Below are 15,546 nucleotides of genomic sequence, written 5' to 3'. Positions count from 1 at the left end.
ACAGTGCTGTGTTTTAGACGAGTTGCCATCCGGCGGCGTTGATGCGTTCTTGCCAGAAATCGCGGTATTGGCCAGACTGGTTGACCAGCTCGTCGTGAGGCCCGCGCTGAGCGATACGCCCACCGTGGGAGAGCACAATGATTTGGTCAGCTTGGCGAATGGTTTCAAGTTTGTGGGCGATGACAATCAGTGTGGAGTGTTTGCGTAGCTCATTCATCGCCGCAACAATGTTGGCTTCATTTTCCGCGTCCAACGCGCTGGTGGCCTCGTCGAACAGCACGATTGGGGCTTTCTTCACCAAGGCGCGAGCGATGGACACTCGTTGGCGTTCCCCACCTGACAGTGCACGCCCGCCAGAACCCGCCAATGAATTCCAGCCGTCTGGGAGGCGGTTGACGATTTCCGTCACGCCCGACAGGTCAGCCGCCCACCTGATTTCTTCATCGGTGGCTTCTGGGTTGCCAAGGCGAATGTTGGCTTCGAGAGTGTCGTTGAATAAGTAGACGTCTTGGAAGACGAGAGACACCTGGCGCATCAGGTCTTCGATGGTCTGCTCGCGCACGTCCACTTCGCCAACGCGCACGCTGCCGGACTGCACATCCCAGAAACGTGCAACCAACCGGGCGATCGTCGTCTTCCCGCACCCAGATGGACCAACCAGGGCACACATGCCACCTTGCGGGACATGGAAGGAAATATCACGGAGAACCGGGGTGTCCGGATCGTAGCTGAAGGTGACGTCCTCGAAACGAACATCACCAGGGGCGTTTATCGGTGTAGAGGCATCGGGTTCGGACAGTTCGGGGGCATCCATGACCTTGTCGACGTGGTTCATCTGCTGGCGGCGTTCTTCCAGCCCGGTCATGCAGCCACCGATGTCTTGGAGCATGGTGGTGAACCGCAGGCACATGCCGATTGTGACCACGGCGTTCAGCGCATTCATTTGCCCGCCGAGGGCGAGTTGGGCGGTCAGCCAGATCATCACCACAATGAGCGCTTGGACGAACATTCCATTAATCAGGTTCGCTAATGTTTCGATCCACAATGCTTTGCGACCCTTGCGGTCAGCCTGTTTGAATGCCCGATCAAGGGCCGGGTAGTCGTCGGCGACATGGCAGGAGCGCAGCGCGCCTTGGCAGGTGGCGAATTCGACCATGCGAGCCGCCAGCTCCGATTCGGCTGGTTCGGAAACCTGCTTACCTTTATCAAGAAGCACGCGGGAAATATGGAGGAAGGCGAGCATGATCGGGAAGGCGATCGTCAAGGTCAGGCCCAGTCGCCAATCCCAGAACCAGGTTCCCACAGTGATCACCAGCACGGCTGAGAGTTTTTGGACGAGGGAGAAAATGAAATGTGCCGCTGACTCGCCCAGGTTCATCATTTCCTGGGTGACCATGCGCGACAGCCGTCCAGAGCTACCCGAATCGAACACTCCCAACGGTAGGCGGGCTACCTTGTTGCCGACCGCTTGGTGGACGTCGTGAATGAATCCGAGCGCGCCGATATAGCCGGTGCGCATGCCATAAAACTCCGTGCCCACGCCCAGCATCGCGATCACTGCCAAGGCGATGAGCCAGCCCGAAAACGACAGCCCCCACACCGGCATTCCGGTTGCTAGGGCACTTGCTGCGGGAAGCAGAGTCAGCAGGGCAAAGCCGTGACACAGTCCTGAGACCGCACCCCACGCTTGACCGACCGAGAGGTCTCGCCACGAGGCGGGTTCCATCAAACGCTTAAAGCGTGGCAGCAATAGTTGATTCATCGTGTCATCTCCTCGCATGCACCTTGGGCAAGAAGTGCCTGATAGTGCGCATTACCCAACAGCTCGTCGTGTTTACCGACCACAGCAATGCGCCCGCGTTCCATGACGACGATTTGGTCTGCCCCTCTGATCGAGGCCAGTCGGTGGGCGATCACAATCACGGTTCTGCCTTTGGCAAGAGTCGAGAGAGCTTGTTGGATTTTCGATTCCGATTCCGGGTCCGCCATCGCCGTCGCCTCGTCCAGCACCAACACTGGGGCATCAACCATGAGCGCCCGAGCGATCGCGATACGGGCTGCCTGCCCGCCCGAAACGTGGGTGTCCTCCCCCAACACGGTGTCGTAACCATCTGGCAGGCTCATGATGAACTCATCGATCTGCGCTGCCCGCGCCGCCTGCCGCACCTGATCCAAGGTTGCGTCTGGCGCGCCCAGGGCAATGTTGTTGTGGATGGTGTCGCGAATAAGCTGTGCATCTTGCAGGACAAATGCAACCGTCGAATACAACACATCCTGGGAAATGCTCTTTAGATCAACCCCGCCGATAGTGATCATGCCAGCGTCCGGGTCATCGAAGCGGGCCATCAAACTCGCCAACGTCGACTTCCCCGCACCCGACGGACCAACCAGCGCGGTCACCGTGCCTGCCGGAACGCTCAGGCTCACCTCGTCTAATGCCTGGGTGTCGTCATAGGCATACGACACACCCCGAATCTCAATATCATGACCGTGTGGTGTCTGTGGCGCATCGGGCTGACTCAACGCCGGTAGCTCCATGACGTTCACCAGCCTCACTGCCGCAGACCCTGCGAGCTGGTACGACCAGGCGATCGTTGCCACCGTCATCAACGCTCCCGGCAACACCAAGGCAATCAACGTCGTCGTTATCACCTCGTAGATGCTCACCCAACCGGCGTTCATCATCAACGCGCCACCGCCAAGGTTCACGATCAACAACACCGGGATCGACACCCACGAAAATGAGGCGACCGACATCGACACCAGCGGCATACACCACGCCCGGTAGAACTTAGAAAACTCGTTAGCTGCATCTAAATAGGCTTTATGTGCTTGGCCGACCTTGCCGAACGCTTTCACCACTGAGATACCGGCAACGAACTCGGCCATCGTTGCCGAAACCTGAGCGAGCTTGGTGTCCATTTGGGCGGTCTTCTCATTCATCCCACGCATCGACATGCCATACATGCCCACATAGAGCGGGATCGTCGCAATCGACAGCAACGCGAGTCGCCAATCCACCACAAACGCATATATCAACAAGGCGAGCGGGGATACGATCGCGTTCAGTTTCTCGATCGGCCCGTGCGCGATCACTGTGTGCACCGTGGACGTATCATCCTGAATGGTCTTGCGGATCTTCCCCTCACCCTCGCGGGTAAACCACGACAGCGGAGCAGTCGACATTCGGGCGGCAATTTGCCGACGCATCTGATTACGCAACGACAGGTCAATAAAATGCGTCACGCCCAATGCAACAAAATATAAAGTCAACCGGGTCATGTATGCGCTGACGAGGAGCATGACGATCCAGTTCACCCGCGCCGGGTCCACCTGGTCTTGCATAAGTTCTCTGCCAAGCTCCACCAAAGCCACATACGGGGCAATGGCCAACACCCCGGAGGCGAACGCTAAGACCTGCGCGACGAACAGTTTGCCTTTCACCGGCTGCGATAGCTGACGGATCGCGTTCTGGCCAGCGACAGATTTTTCCTTCGCGGATCCATACTCGCCTTCAACAACCTGATCTGTTACACTATCGTCCACGTAAACACCGTCCTTATTAGGTAAGTCTAACCTTACTTTATTTCTGGGAGGTGTGTCTAACCGTGCACGTCAACCGCTACAATATCACCCTTGCAGGGTCATGCTCACCTGTTCACCGGTGCGGAATACGAATCGGATCGTATCCTCGTCTACGATGGCGTGGTCGATGAGTGCGCTCCACTGGGCGGGGCGGAACTCGCTCACAGGTTCGCCTGCCAGATCGTCTAGGGCTGTGGTGACGGCGGCATGCTTGGCGGTGTTCGCTGCAATATCTGCCTCTAGGCTTGTTTTGCGTGCGAGTGTCTTACGGTAGGCAGTATCGAGCTCTGTGTACTTGTTTTGGTAGGCGTCTTGGTCGAGCGCGCGTTGCTGGTTTTCGGCTATCAGTGCTTCGATCTGCTCAGTGAGTTCCACGATTTTTGTTTGGCAAGCGGCGGCTTGTTCTTCCATACGGCTCGTATCAAACATGGAGTCAAAGATTTGCAGTAGGTGGCTTTGCCGTGGCTGGCGGGCGATCAGTTGGTTGAGTGCTTGGACGAAAGCGTTCTTGATATGTTCGTCTTTCACCGTCGCGCTGCTGCAAGGGTGTTCGCCTGCGTATTTGTGGTTGCATTGCCAGACTGTGTACTTGTATTTCGTGTTCGACGCCCACGTTTTACGCCCATACCATGCACCACACTGCGCACACTTGAGCCGGGTGGAGAATAAGCCGACTTTTGCTGACGATATGTTGCCATGCCTGGTGGTGAGCTCGTATTGCACCTGATCCCAGATGCGCGGAGCAATAATCGGCTCGTGATTGCCTGTTACGTAGTATTGGGGTACTTCGCCTTCGTTGACCTTCATCTTCTTAGTAAGGAAATCGGTGGTGAACGTCTTTTGCAGCAGGGCATCGCCCTTGTATTTTTCATTCGACAGGATGGAACGCACTGTCGACGTTGACCACACTTCTTTCCCACGCGGGGTGAGAATCTTGCGGGCAGCGAGCTCGGTTTTGATCTCACTGATAGCCATCCCGTCAAGGAAAAACTGGTAGATCAACCGGACAGTCGGTGCCTGGGTTTCATCGATGACGAGACTGCCGTCCGCTCCTTTCTTGTATCCGAGCAGCGACTTGTAGGGCACCATGACTTTTCCATCGGCAAAACGTTTCCTGTGTCCCCAGGTGACGTTTTCGGAGATAGAGCGGGATTCTTCCTGGGCCAGGCTGGACATGATCGTGATGAGCAATTCGCCTTTGGCGTCAAAGGTGTAAATATTTTCCTTTTCGAAGTACACCTCCACTCCCACTTCTTTGAGTTTCCTGACTGTGGTCAAGGAGTCGACCGTGTTGCGAGCAAACCGGGACACACTCTTGGTGAGGATCAGGTCGATTTTGCCTGCCAGGGCGTCATCGATCATGGTTTGGAATCCCTCACGGCGCTTCATAGAGGTGCCAGAGATACCTTCGTCGCAGTACATGCCCGCGAACTGCCAATCATTACGGGAGCGAATGTAGGTGGTGTAGTAGTCGATTTGCGCCTCGTAGGAGGAGGTTTGTTCTTCCATCTCGGTAGAGACTCGCGCGTAGGCGGCGACCCTTCTGCGTGCCGGTACACCAGACAGGGTTGTGACAGTTCCGGGTTTCTTTGTTGCGGGTATCGCAGTGACCGTGCGACTCACACCAACCTCCCCTCACTGGTTAAGCCCACCGGCGTCATAGTTCCATCCGCGAGGTGGAATGTGAGCTGATGCTCGAAGGCTTCAATCATCACGATCTGCTCAACAACCGACACAGGGTCGAAACTTTGGGTGCCGAGCACATCTGCGCAGGCGTGTTCGAGGAGCGTTTCGCGCAGATTATGCCCCCTACAGGGGTTGCCGTTCCCGGTACAGGCACTCCAACATCGCCAAAACTTATACGAGGTTCCAGACTTGTAGGTGCGGGTTTTGCGTTGATAGTTCTTCCCACACGCGCCACAACAGATCCGTCCAGTGAACACGCCCGTGTTCTTTGACGGGGTCGCAGCCGGACCAATCTCACGCCGATAGGCGATTTCTGCTTGCACCGCGTCAAACACAGACTTATCGATGATGGGTGGGAGGGCTTGCTCACCCCAGTATCGCGGCAGCTCCCCGTCATTGAGGGCACGTGTGGGTGCTTGGATCGCAGGGCGGTACATTTTCTGCAGCATCTGGCAGCCCTTGTAGCGCTCATTTTCGAGCATGCGACGAAACACTGACCCGTAGAAGCGTCCTCCACCGCGCGAACGTACACCTTGACCATTGAGGATCGCGGCTGTCTTTTCCGGGCTGATCCCATCGAGATAATTGGCAAACAGTAGGCGCACAATCTTGGCTTCATCGTCAATGATGGTGAACTCGCCGTCTGCCCAGCTATAGCCGTAGACGACGAAGGAGTTTGTTCCACCGTTCTTGTACCGGTTACGGATCGCCCATTTGACGTTCTGGGACAGGGAACGTGATTCTTCTTGAGCAAACGACGCCAACAAGGTCAGCAGGAGTTCTCCGTCAGCGCTGAGGGTGTCGATGCGTTCGCGTTCGAAGCGCACGGCCACACCAAGGTCTTTCAGCTCACGAACCGTAGCGAGCAGGTCGACAGTGTTGCGGGCAAGGCGCGAGATCGATTTACACAACACAAGATCGATCTTTCCTGCTCTGGCAGCGTTCATCAGGTCGGCCAGGCCTTGCCGGGATTTCATCGAAGTGCCAGTAATACCCTCATCGGTGAACACGCCCGCATAGGCCCATCCGGGCGTGGACTGGATCAGGCGCGAATAATACGACACTTGCGCCGATAGGGATGCTAACTGCTCGACGGCGTTGGTTGAGACCCGCGTATATGCTGCCACGTTGACCAGTTTCGGGGTCGGCGGCCGAACTGGTGTCACCACACTAACTTGTGCCACGTTTTCTCCTTTCGCGTTAGGTCTATACACGCTCTAAACCAGGTGTTTATCCAGTCGTTTCGCCCACAATCTGTGGTTGATAGATCGGCGTCCACGCCTGGAACAACAACCGATAGACACGCCGATACTCTGCGGGGGTTAGCACTCCTCGACCTGCCAGCATGCTCAACGTGTGAGCGTCAGTAATGAAGGCGAGTTCTCGGGCGAACACCTCGGGCCTTGTCATCTGATCAACCGTGGTGGCGAGCGTGTTCATGAGCGCCCACCTCGGGTGCCAAAGCGAGCACGCACATAACAGGCGTGACAGCAATACTTTTGACCTGGCTTGTCCACGATCACGAAGCGGTGCCCGCAGTGCGCACAGGTCTGCTCGCGCACTGGCTCGGTTTTCTGCCGTTCCCGCCACGCTTTATGCCTGCAGGCGGGGGAGCAAAACCGAGCCCGAGCACCTCCCCGAATAGGGCTGGCACACCAGCGGCACACCCGCTGAGCCACCACTGAACCGGCCTCGAGATTTCGGCTGGTGCAGTATGAACGGACCTGGTCACGGGTCAAGGCGCAAAACTCGGCAATCGCTTTATATCCCCAGCCTGCTGTGCGCAGGTTACGGATACGTTCTTCTTCAATGTTCTTCACAGTGGGGTCACTCCCTTCACCCCACTGCCGACAAACCCGTATGTGTTAAATCCGCCCGTAAAATGACGAAAAGCCCCGCCACCACCCATGACGGGTAGCAGCGGGGCTAAGTTGCACAGTGGCGCGTGTGGTTAGTAGCCGAGCTTGGCGTTCACGCGCGCTTGCACCGCGCTGTAGAGGTTTCCGAGACGTCGTTTACGTTCCTCACCATTGCCGTACTCGCCACGGATCACGGCGTCAGCCAGCGCATCGATGTTGGGTGCAGCGGGCTTCGTGGCAGGCGTGTTGCCGGAGAGCTTTTCGTTGACTCGCTGTTGGATGGCGGCGTAGTTGGCTCCGAGGCGACGCTTACGTTCTTCACCGTTGCCGTAGTCGCCACGGATCACGGCATCGGCGAGAGCGTCGATGTCCGGTGTGGCTGGTGCTGGTGCTGGTGCTGGGGTGTTGCCGGTCATCTGGTCATACCAAGACTGTGCGCGAGCCATATAGGCGGCATGCTGACTGCCTGCCAGCGAGGCTGGGCATTCGGTCGAGGAGAAGTTCTTGTGACCAAACACGTTCTTCCCCCAGACCGGTCGGCCGAGACCGTAGAATTTACAGATTGCGGCCACGAGGTGTGCTCCGTTATCAAGGCACGCCTCGGATACAGTCCATGGATCACTGGTCATGTCGGCGTGTTCGATGCCAATACTGGTGGTGTTGGCTACCCAGTTTCCTGCGTGCCAGGCGGTGTCGCGGTCCCACACCAACTGACCTATGCGTCCGTCGGATTGGACTTGGTAGTGGGCGGAAGCTGGGCGGGTTTGCCAGACGTCGTAACATCCCTTGATGGTAAGGTTTCCGGCGTTGTGGTGGATGATGACCTTATCGATCCGTCTACCGTTCCTGCCGGGTGTGTAGTGCTTGTTCATGATGAGGTCGATGTCAGCCTCAAGCGCGAGCCAATTCTTCATCAGTGAATCTCCTTTGTGTTTTCAGTGGTCGTTTCGGTGAGTGAGGGTCTGGTGTCGGCGCGGTTCGCGATCGCATCCAAAGCTCCACGCATCTGGGCAGGCACAGGCAGACCCAAGCGGGTGGCGTTCTCAATCAGGGAGATGCCTTCGTTGGACAGGTAGAAGAAAATGACCGCCGCACGCAGCACGCCGGGCGCTCCGAGAATATGGACGTCGATCAAATGGGCGAGCCCGACGAGGGTGAAGATAAGGATCTTGCGGCTGATACCCCTGAAACCAACTGCGCTGGAGAGGCGGCGCTCTGAGATGGCGGCGAGCACCCCGGTGATGTAGTCGGCGATAGCGAAGACGATCAGGGCATAGACGAGGCCGTCGAGGCCTCTGAGGTAGGCGGCGAGCCATGCGCCGAGGCCTGCGAGGCCTGCTTGGGTGGTGTGCCAGATAGCGTGAATAGACATAAAGCGTGTTCCTTCCAGGGTGGGTGGGCAAATGAAAAATACCCCCACCCATCTGGGGTGAAGGCATCAAAAATTGGTGTAGCGCAGCGATTTACATAGTCGGGTCAGTCAAGACCTCCAAGATCGGCAGGCTCAAGTCGAAGGACGCCGCCTTGGGTGCTGGGAGTTCGTGGGTTTCGATGGCCTCTGCTGGTGGTGCAGGCGTTGTATCGGATTCAATTGGGACGATCGGCAACTGCACCTCATCGTCAGGCGTTGACTCATCAGCGGAGACTTCGGTGAGTTCTTTGCTCTTTTCTTCTTCGGCGCTCATGTGTTGTCCTTGGTGATCGCGTCGTAGAGAACGTCGTAGGCCTCGGCCGTTTCGCCAGACAGCTCACCGTCATAGCCATCAAGAAGTGTTTTCACGTCATTGTCGTGGCCGTCGTAGGTCGGACCAGATACTTCAGCGATCGACGCGAGCAGGGCCTGGCGAGCTTCGAGGAATTCACTCGCTTTATCGGGGTCAGCGAGAGCAAAGGTGCCGTCGTCACCAAAGACTGGGCGACCCTGATCGTCAAGTGTTGCGAATTCGGTGACGAGGTCGTATTCGTCCTCCCCGAACCGAGCAATCGCTTCCTTCACTAGCGTGAGGAGTTTGGAGCGCGCCCTAGATTGAGCGGCTTTGAGCGGCATCCCAGCGAGTAGCTCGGCGACGGGTTGGAGGTGCTGGTTGGCGATCTTGATCTTCATCAGTGTTTCCTTTTACTTATGCGAGGTTGGTGGACATGGCCGATAATCCAGTGTTGGAGAAGTACCGCCACGTGATGTTCGATCCGGTTCCGGAGATGGATGTGATCCACCCCTGATTGAGCAGGCTGAGGATCGCGTTCATCCGCGACATCAAATCTTTGGTGCGGTCGAATAGGCGGGTCATGTTGTAATACGACCCATTGGTGACGACCATCAGGTCGTAGGTGTGGAAGACGATCTTCGCCAGCCCATTGCTCGACGCCCACCCGGCGTAGGTGCCTTTCCCGGTGAGCGTGCAGTCTTGCAAGGTCACGTAGCGCGAGCCGGTGGTGTAGAACTTGTAGCCGTTGGTGCGCAAGTCAGCACCGAGATGAATGCCGGCCTTGCCGTAGAAGCGTCCCTTCGGATCCAGGGTGAGGCAGGTGTAGTAGGTGCCGCCGGAAACCGTCTGGTATGTCCAGGCCACATAGTCGCCTTGATAGGCGACCTGGTTGACGACGCCTTGCACGTCGGGCTTGTCCTTGTGGGCACGGCGTGCCATTTCCCCGATGTAGCGGGTGCCGTACCAGAATTTCATCCCGGAACTGGAGATTGTCCCTTCCAACGTGGAGCCGTTATACCAAGCGATCTGATACGGGGTGATGCGGATAGATTGCGTCCACCCGGCAAGACCTACTTGGATGGCGTTGGCTGCGAGCTTGTCTGCCGTAATCGAGCGCGCCTCAATCCGAGCTGCCGACAACGTGCCGGTGGTGATCTTCCCAGCATCCAGCGAAGCAATCTTGGCCGATGTGACCGCAGCGTCCTTGATCATCACGGACTGGATAAAACCGTTAGCGATCGTCAACTTGTCCGAGGTAATGGACCCTGCTGCGATGCGTGCAGCCGACAAGGTACCGGTCGTAATCTTCGACGCCGATAGACTGCCAACCTTTGCGTCCGTGATCGCGGCGTTGGCAATCATTGCGGTGGTGATGAACCCACTCGCGATCGTCAGCTTGTCGGAGGTGATCGAGCCGGCAGCAATCCGTCCAGCAGCGAGATAGCCGCTGGTGATCTTGGTTGCCGACAGTGAACTGATTTTCGCGTCGGTGATCGCGGCATCAGCGATGTGTGCGGTGCCGATGGCGGCGTCTGCGATGTGTGCTTGGCTGATCGCTTTCGGCCCGATCATCGCGGCACCGACCGGTGTTTGTTCCCATTGGTTGTTGGTGAGGATGTATTGGCGGGCGATCACTCCGTCGACGCGCACTTGCCACAGCGCACCCTCCGGTCGGCCAGCCGCGTCCGCTACGCTCGGGTCAACAACGGCAACCGTGATCCGCCCATCCGAGGTTACCGCGATGTCGTGGGCGTCCTGCGCCAGCTGGGTAGCACCAGCGGCTGCGGTCTTGGCCTGGTCAATCTCCACCTGCGCCGACGCCATCTGAGTGGCGACAGCATCGGCGGCGTTTTGTGCATTCTGGGCCGCAAGCAGGGCGTGGCCGACTTGTGTGCGGGCGGCATCGAGTTCCGCACCGAGCTGGGCATGATTCAGATCGGTGGCGAGTGCTATCCAGCCGGGCTGCCCGGTATCAGTGAGCCGGTAGATCCAGATCTCGACCTGTTCGCCATTTTGCCGGAACCACGTGTCACCCAGCTTGGCCTTGGCGGGCTGGATGCTGCCGTAGTGGTTGGTGTTCTTCCCATCCGCTGAAGCGAGTGCGAATCCTGCCGCATCCGACGCAGCCACCGCCGTATTGATGGCGGTTTTGACCTGCCGGGTGACAGACGTGAACTTCCGAGCAGTAGAACCCAGCTCAACGGAGATGTACTGGAGCGTGAGCGGGTTGTATTCGTAAGCGACCACCCGTGCCGTGAGCGCAATCCCAAGATCAGTGTGGCGGACGGTCACGGTGTCGCCAATTTCGACGGTTTCCAGGCGTGCAAGATCAGCGTATTCACGGGTGGTGGCGAGATCGACGAACCGCACCTTATACGAGCCCGACAGCTCATCGACATGTCTTGCGCTGAATTCTGCTGCAGCTAGTCGGCGCAGCTCAGAGTGGGCTTGGTCGAGTGGGAGTTCACCCTCACGCGGGTTGTCTTTGTCGGTGATGGCTTTGACTTGTCCGTAGCGGATGACGCGGATACGCGGCACCACATAATCACCCAACTTCGGACTATCGACATACAGTTCGGGTAGGAGTAGGCCGTCGTATCCGACTGGCAGAATCCGCGTCGCCACTGTTGAGAAGTCAATGGATGATTCAAAGCCGGTGAGGTTCTTCCGATCACGGATGACCACCCCGTGGTTGGCTCCGCGCATGGGCGTGTGATGGATCAGCCAATTATTACGCGTAATCTCGCCGCCCCAACGCGCAGCGAACGTGTTGTCCTCGCCCGCATCCATGAGAGCGGCGGCGATGGGCATGCGCACTATCCGCGCCGATGCCCTGGTCACCGTATCCGAGGAGGTAGCAGTAAACCCGTGCTTAGTGTTTGCCGCCCCAAGGATCTGGGTCAGTGCGCCTTTCGCGGTTTTGTTGACCACGTAGGTGTCGGCGATGAGGTTCGCCGCCAGATCATAGAACACGTGAAACGCCGTCACTTCGAGCATGCCGTCAAGCGTGGTGGCGATCTCGCTGATGCGGAACCCCTGCCGTTGCTCCAGCCCTGGCACGGGCGCTGCCACAATGTTCTCAAGCGTAAGGTTCTGTGCTGCAGGACCGTCTGCTGGGTAGGTGAAGGTCAGTGAGAATTCGCCACCTAGTTCCTCAACCACGATCGGGTTGATGATTTCCCGGTCGAGCACGCCGAGTCCGGTGGTGGTGAATGTCGTGGCGGTGCGGTCGTGAACCGTAATCATGAGAGGCCTTCCAAACAAAACAATTTGGCCACCCCACGAAGGGATGGCCATCGGAACTTGCGTGAGTTGGGTGTTAGGGGTTGCGCCAGTTCGGCGTGATCACGATCTTCGAAATACCCGCGCCGAGCGTGAGGCGATTGATCCCAGGCTTGAAGGTCGGGAAGGTTTCGGTGAGCGCATCGGTCTGGACTTTCCCGTGGGCGTGTGCGACGAGGCGTTCGCTGTCGAGCGTGACGGAACCTGCTGGCGAATTCACGTGATAGACGCGCGCATTGATCGTCAAAGACAACGTTCCGGTGCCAGTAACGGTGATGATCGGATCCGCATCGAGTAGGCCGGGGTTCGTGATCGTCCCAGATGCAGTGAGCGTTACTGGATTCAATCCCTCGGTCAGGTAAGTGAAGGGCTGGCAGGTGAGCCGCGCGGTGAAGAACCCCCACCCCGATAGCTCCCGGCGCAGTTCGCTCACTTCGCAGTGCTTAACCTTGCGGTAAACACCAGGCTCGGCAGTCAACTCAATCGTCGAAGAGCCCGTCAGCTCGTGAGCAGCCTGCCGATACTGGTGGAGCCCGTCACGAACAGGAACGGCGAGCTCAAGCTCGATCTCGGTATCCTCCCAGCCCGTGAAGCGCGTGAGGGTTCCTGCTCTGCCTTCGACCTCAATATCATCCACCGCACGGACGGCTGCGGGAATCGCCACCGGCGCCGTGAGTCGCAGACCGAGCGACGCCGAAGTCTCCGCGCTGTTCAGCGTGAAACCAAACATGATCAGTAGCCTCCTGCCATCACGGTCTGCCGCCGATCGAGGCGTGCGAGTTGTTTGTCAAGAGCAGGTGCGAGTTTGCCAACCAGCGTCCCATCCGAGAGCTTCACGCTAATGTCCAGCGAGGACAGGATGCGTTTCGCCGTTGCGTCCACGATCCCAGCGGCATCCACACGCTCTGCCGCTTCATCAGTACTTCGCTGAGATACAGTCACGGGTTGTGGGGTGAGGTCAACGCTCGGCACTTGCAGGTCTGCCACCGCCTCGATCGGCACGGCCAGCCCGTCCTCAAGGTCGGCGAAGGCGTCTATCGTGTCGCGCGCGAGCCCTGAAGCTGCGGTGACAGCCTTGTTGCCGTCCGTGCGGATGGAGCCTGCGAGGCCTTCGACAAGCATCCGTCCTGCCCAGGCCATCTTGCGTGACGGTGAGTGGATGCCGAAGAAGCCAGTGATGGAGTCCCAAATACCTGATGCCCAGTTCGAGACCGAATTCCACAGCCACCCCGCTAAGGATTGGATACCGTTCCACAGGCCGTAGACGAGGTTTTTGCCCGCCTGGGCCATCGCTGAGACGCCCTGACCAACAGCAGACACAATCCCAGAAATAATCGATGGGATTGCTGCGACGATTGTGGAAATAATCTGCGGCAGGTTTCGTACCAACGCGGTCAAGAGTTGGATGCCTGCTTGGACGAGTTGCGGGATCGCCCCACCAATCGCCGACACAATAGCTCCGATAATCTGCGGGAGCGCGGCCACGATAGTCGTAATGATCTGCGGCAACGCCCCAATCAAAGCCGTCAGTAGCTGGATCCCTGCGTCGATGAGTTGCGGGATTGCGCCGACCACGCCGCTGACGATCGCGGTAATAATCTGTGGGAGTGCTGCGACAATCGCTGTGATGATCTGAGGCAATGCACCGATCAGAGCCGTTAAGAGTTGGATTCCTGCTTCGATGATCTGCGGGATCGCCCCCACAAGGAACGTGACAATCCCGGTGATGATCTGTGGGAGGGCTTCGATGATCACGGGAATGGCAGCGATCAAGCCTTCGGTAAGTCCGGTGATGAGCTGCAACGCCGCATCAAGAAGCAACGGGAGGTTATCGACCAGCCCCTGCACTAAAGCCATGAGCATCTCCACCGCCGCAGGAACCAGTTCCGGTAGTGCTTCGCCGATACCAGAGACCAGTGTGGCGATGATCTGTATTGCCGCCTCCAACAGGGACGGCAACGCTTCGATGATTGCCTCGACCAGAGCGATAATCAACGTCACCGCCGTCTCGGCCACTTGTGGCAACACCTTGATAATGCCTTCAAGGAGCGCGGTCAAAATGCTCATGCCGGTCTCGACCACCATAGGTAGTTGCTCAGCAATAAAACCAAGTGCTTCTTGCAATACGCTACCGAGAGTGTCGATGAGGGCGGGTGTTCCGCCTTCTTCAAAAGCTGTCGTGAGTTCGTCGATCCAGCCGTTCACCATCGGCAACACCGACCCAGCCAACGCCTCAGAGAATCCGCCTGCGAGGAGGCCTTTGAGGTTCTCGACCCCATCCTGCATCGTCGCCAACTGGCCGCTAAAGGTCTTGGATTGGGCGTCCATAGCCCCGTAGAAACGCCCGCCCTCGCTAGTGGCAGACGCAAAGGCGTCAGCGACCATATCAGCCGAAATAGCACCCTTCGCCATATCTTCTTTGAGTTCACCAATACTCTTGCCGGTCTTACGCGAGATTTCTTCTAAGGGGTTGAATCCGGCGTTGATCATCTGCAGCAAGTCCTGCCCCGTGAGCTTGCCGGTCGAAGACATTTGGGCGAAGGCGAGTGTCAAGGACTCCATCTTCACCGCGTCACCTTGGCTAATGTCGCCGATTTCGTTCAGGTGCTTTTTCGCATCCTCCAAGCTCATGCCAAAGCTCAGGAGGGTTTGCATGTTGCCCGCAAGATCCTCCATACCAAACGGAGTCTTTGCCGCCTGTACTTTCAGATCATTGACGAGTTTTTGGGCTTTGGCTTGATCGCCGAGCATCGTGGTGAAGGAGGTCGAGTATTGCTCCATGCGGGCGTTGTACTCCACGCCCTCTTTGAGGGCTCCGGCCATGCCGCGACCGATCGAGGCGATCGCATGCCCGATACCCTTGACCCCGGCGATGATGGCTTCGGAGGCGAGGTTGGCTTTCAACACGTCGCCGAAGATGCGGGTTTTGGAGCTGGTGGTGTACATCTCGTCTCCGAGATCATCGACCGCGCCCTCGAGTTTGCCCGCGTCCTTGGCGGCGTCTTTAGCATCGTCACCGGCACCGTCTGCTTCGTTCCCGAAATCAGAGAGGGCGTCATTATTCGATTTGAGTTCACTTTCGAGCCGGTTGAGCTCCGCGCCTGCGTTGTTGAGCTGGATCTGCCAATTCTTCGTCCGCGAATCATTCTCACCAAACGAGGAAGCGCTGTTTTCGAGTGCGGCGCGCAGGGTCTCGATCTTGGCTTTCTGAGCTTCGATTTCTTTGCCGAGTACTTGGTTGCGGGCGGTGAGGGCTTCGGCGGACTTGTCGTTCTTATCAAACGAGGACGCCACCAGCTTCATCTCACTGCCGAGCACTCGCATCTCACGGTTAATATCCGTGATCGCGCGCTTGAACTCACGCTCACCCTCAAGCCCAATCTTCAAACCAAACGAACTGTCAGCCATGACAAGGTCACCTCCTCGAA

The 15,546-nt window shown here is 57.8% G+C and carries 13 protein-coding genes; all 13 read right to left on the bottom strand.

Annotated elements, in window-relative coordinates; all coding sequences use genetic code 11:
• Positions 1 to 13 precede the first annotated feature (13 nt).
• Positions 14 to 1,762 carry an ABC transporter ATP-binding protein gene (locus BQ5456_RS08075; RefSeq protein ID WP_071129521.1) on the bottom strand — a complete coding sequence of 583 codons (1,749 nt, stop codon included), beginning with the start codon at positions 1,760 to 1,762 and terminating at the stop codon, positions 14 to 16.
• Positions 1,759 to 3,546 carry an ABC transporter ATP-binding protein gene (locus BQ5456_RS08070; RefSeq protein ID WP_071129520.1) on the bottom strand — a complete coding sequence of 596 codons (1,788 nt, stop codon included), beginning with the start codon at positions 3,544 to 3,546 and terminating at the stop codon, positions 1,759 to 1,761. The genes BQ5456_RS08075 and BQ5456_RS08070 overlap by 4 nt, the downstream gene beginning before the upstream one ends.
• Before the next feature lie 84 nt (positions 3,547 to 3,630).
• A complete protein-coding gene (locus BQ5456_RS08065; protein WP_071129519.1) occupies positions 3,631 to 5,208 on the bottom strand; it encodes a recombinase family protein in 1,578 nt (525 codons plus the stop codon).
• Complete coding sequence (locus tag BQ5456_RS08060; protein ID WP_235858587.1) at positions 5,205 to 6,398, bottom strand: recombinase family protein; 1,194 nt, start codon at positions 6,396 to 6,398, stop codon at positions 5,205 to 5,207. Before BQ5456_RS08060 ends, BQ5456_RS08065 begins: the two co-directional genes overlap by 4 nt.
• A gap of 103 nt (positions 6,399 to 6,501) precedes the next feature.
• Positions 6,502 to 6,711, bottom strand: a complete 210-nt coding sequence (locus tag BQ5456_RS08055; protein WP_024058360.1) for a hypothetical protein — start codon at positions 6,709 to 6,711, stop codon at positions 6,502 to 6,504.
• A complete protein-coding gene (locus tag BQ5456_RS10320) occupies positions 6,708 to 7,091 on the bottom strand; it encodes a hypothetical protein (RefSeq protein ID WP_143037062.1) in 384 nt (127 codons plus the stop codon). Before BQ5456_RS10320 ends, BQ5456_RS08055 begins: the two co-directional genes overlap by 4 nt.
• Before the next feature lie 131 nt (positions 7,092 to 7,222).
• Positions 7,223 to 8,044 carry an N-acetylmuramoyl-L-alanine amidase gene (locus BQ5456_RS08050; RefSeq protein ID WP_071129517.1) on the bottom strand — a complete coding sequence of 274 codons (822 nt, stop codon included), beginning with the start codon at positions 8,042 to 8,044 and terminating at the stop codon, positions 7,223 to 7,225.
• A complete protein-coding gene (locus tag BQ5456_RS08045) occupies positions 8,044 to 8,502 on the bottom strand; it encodes a phage holin family protein (protein WP_071129516.1) in 459 nt (152 codons plus the stop codon). The genes BQ5456_RS08050 and BQ5456_RS08045 overlap by 1 nt, the downstream gene beginning before the upstream one ends.
• A 91-nt stretch (positions 8,503 to 8,593) precedes the next feature.
• Positions 8,594 to 8,815 carry a hypothetical protein gene (locus BQ5456_RS08040; protein WP_007000729.1) on the bottom strand — a complete coding sequence of 74 codons (222 nt, stop codon included), beginning with the start codon at positions 8,813 to 8,815 and terminating at the stop codon, positions 8,594 to 8,596.
• Positions 8,812 to 9,234, bottom strand: a complete 423-nt coding sequence (locus BQ5456_RS08035) for a DUF1617 family protein (protein ID WP_071129515.1) — start codon at positions 9,232 to 9,234, stop codon at positions 8,812 to 8,814. The genes BQ5456_RS08040 and BQ5456_RS08035 overlap by 4 nt, the downstream gene beginning before the upstream one ends.
• A gap of 16 nt (positions 9,235 to 9,250) precedes the next feature.
• On the bottom strand, positions 9,251 to 12,082 hold the full coding sequence (locus BQ5456_RS08030; protein ID WP_071129514.1) for a phage tail spike protein: 2,832 nt from the start codon (positions 12,080 to 12,082) through the stop codon (positions 9,251 to 9,253).
• A gap of 73 nt (positions 12,083 to 12,155) precedes the next feature.
• The gene (locus BQ5456_RS08025; RefSeq protein WP_024058354.1) at positions 12,156 to 12,848 is read right to left on the bottom strand and encodes a hypothetical protein; all 693 of its coding nucleotides are present in this window, start codon (positions 12,846 to 12,848) and stop codon (positions 12,156 to 12,158) included.
• Positions 12,849 to 12,850: 2 nt separating this feature from the next.
• Entirely contained in the window at positions 12,851 to 15,526 is a 2,676-nt protein-coding gene (locus tag BQ5456_RS08020) for a phage tail protein (protein ID WP_071129513.1), read from the bottom strand.
• Positions 15,527 to 15,546 lie beyond the last annotated feature (20 nt).

It is taken from the genome of Varibaculum massiliense (genome assembly GCF_900106855.1).
Classification (GTDB): Bacteria; Actinomycetota; Actinomycetes; order Actinomycetales; family Actinomycetaceae; genus Varibaculum; species Varibaculum massiliense.
The sequence above is the reverse complement of the archived record's forward strand: the minus strand, read 5'-3'. Positions and strand labels throughout refer to the sequence as shown.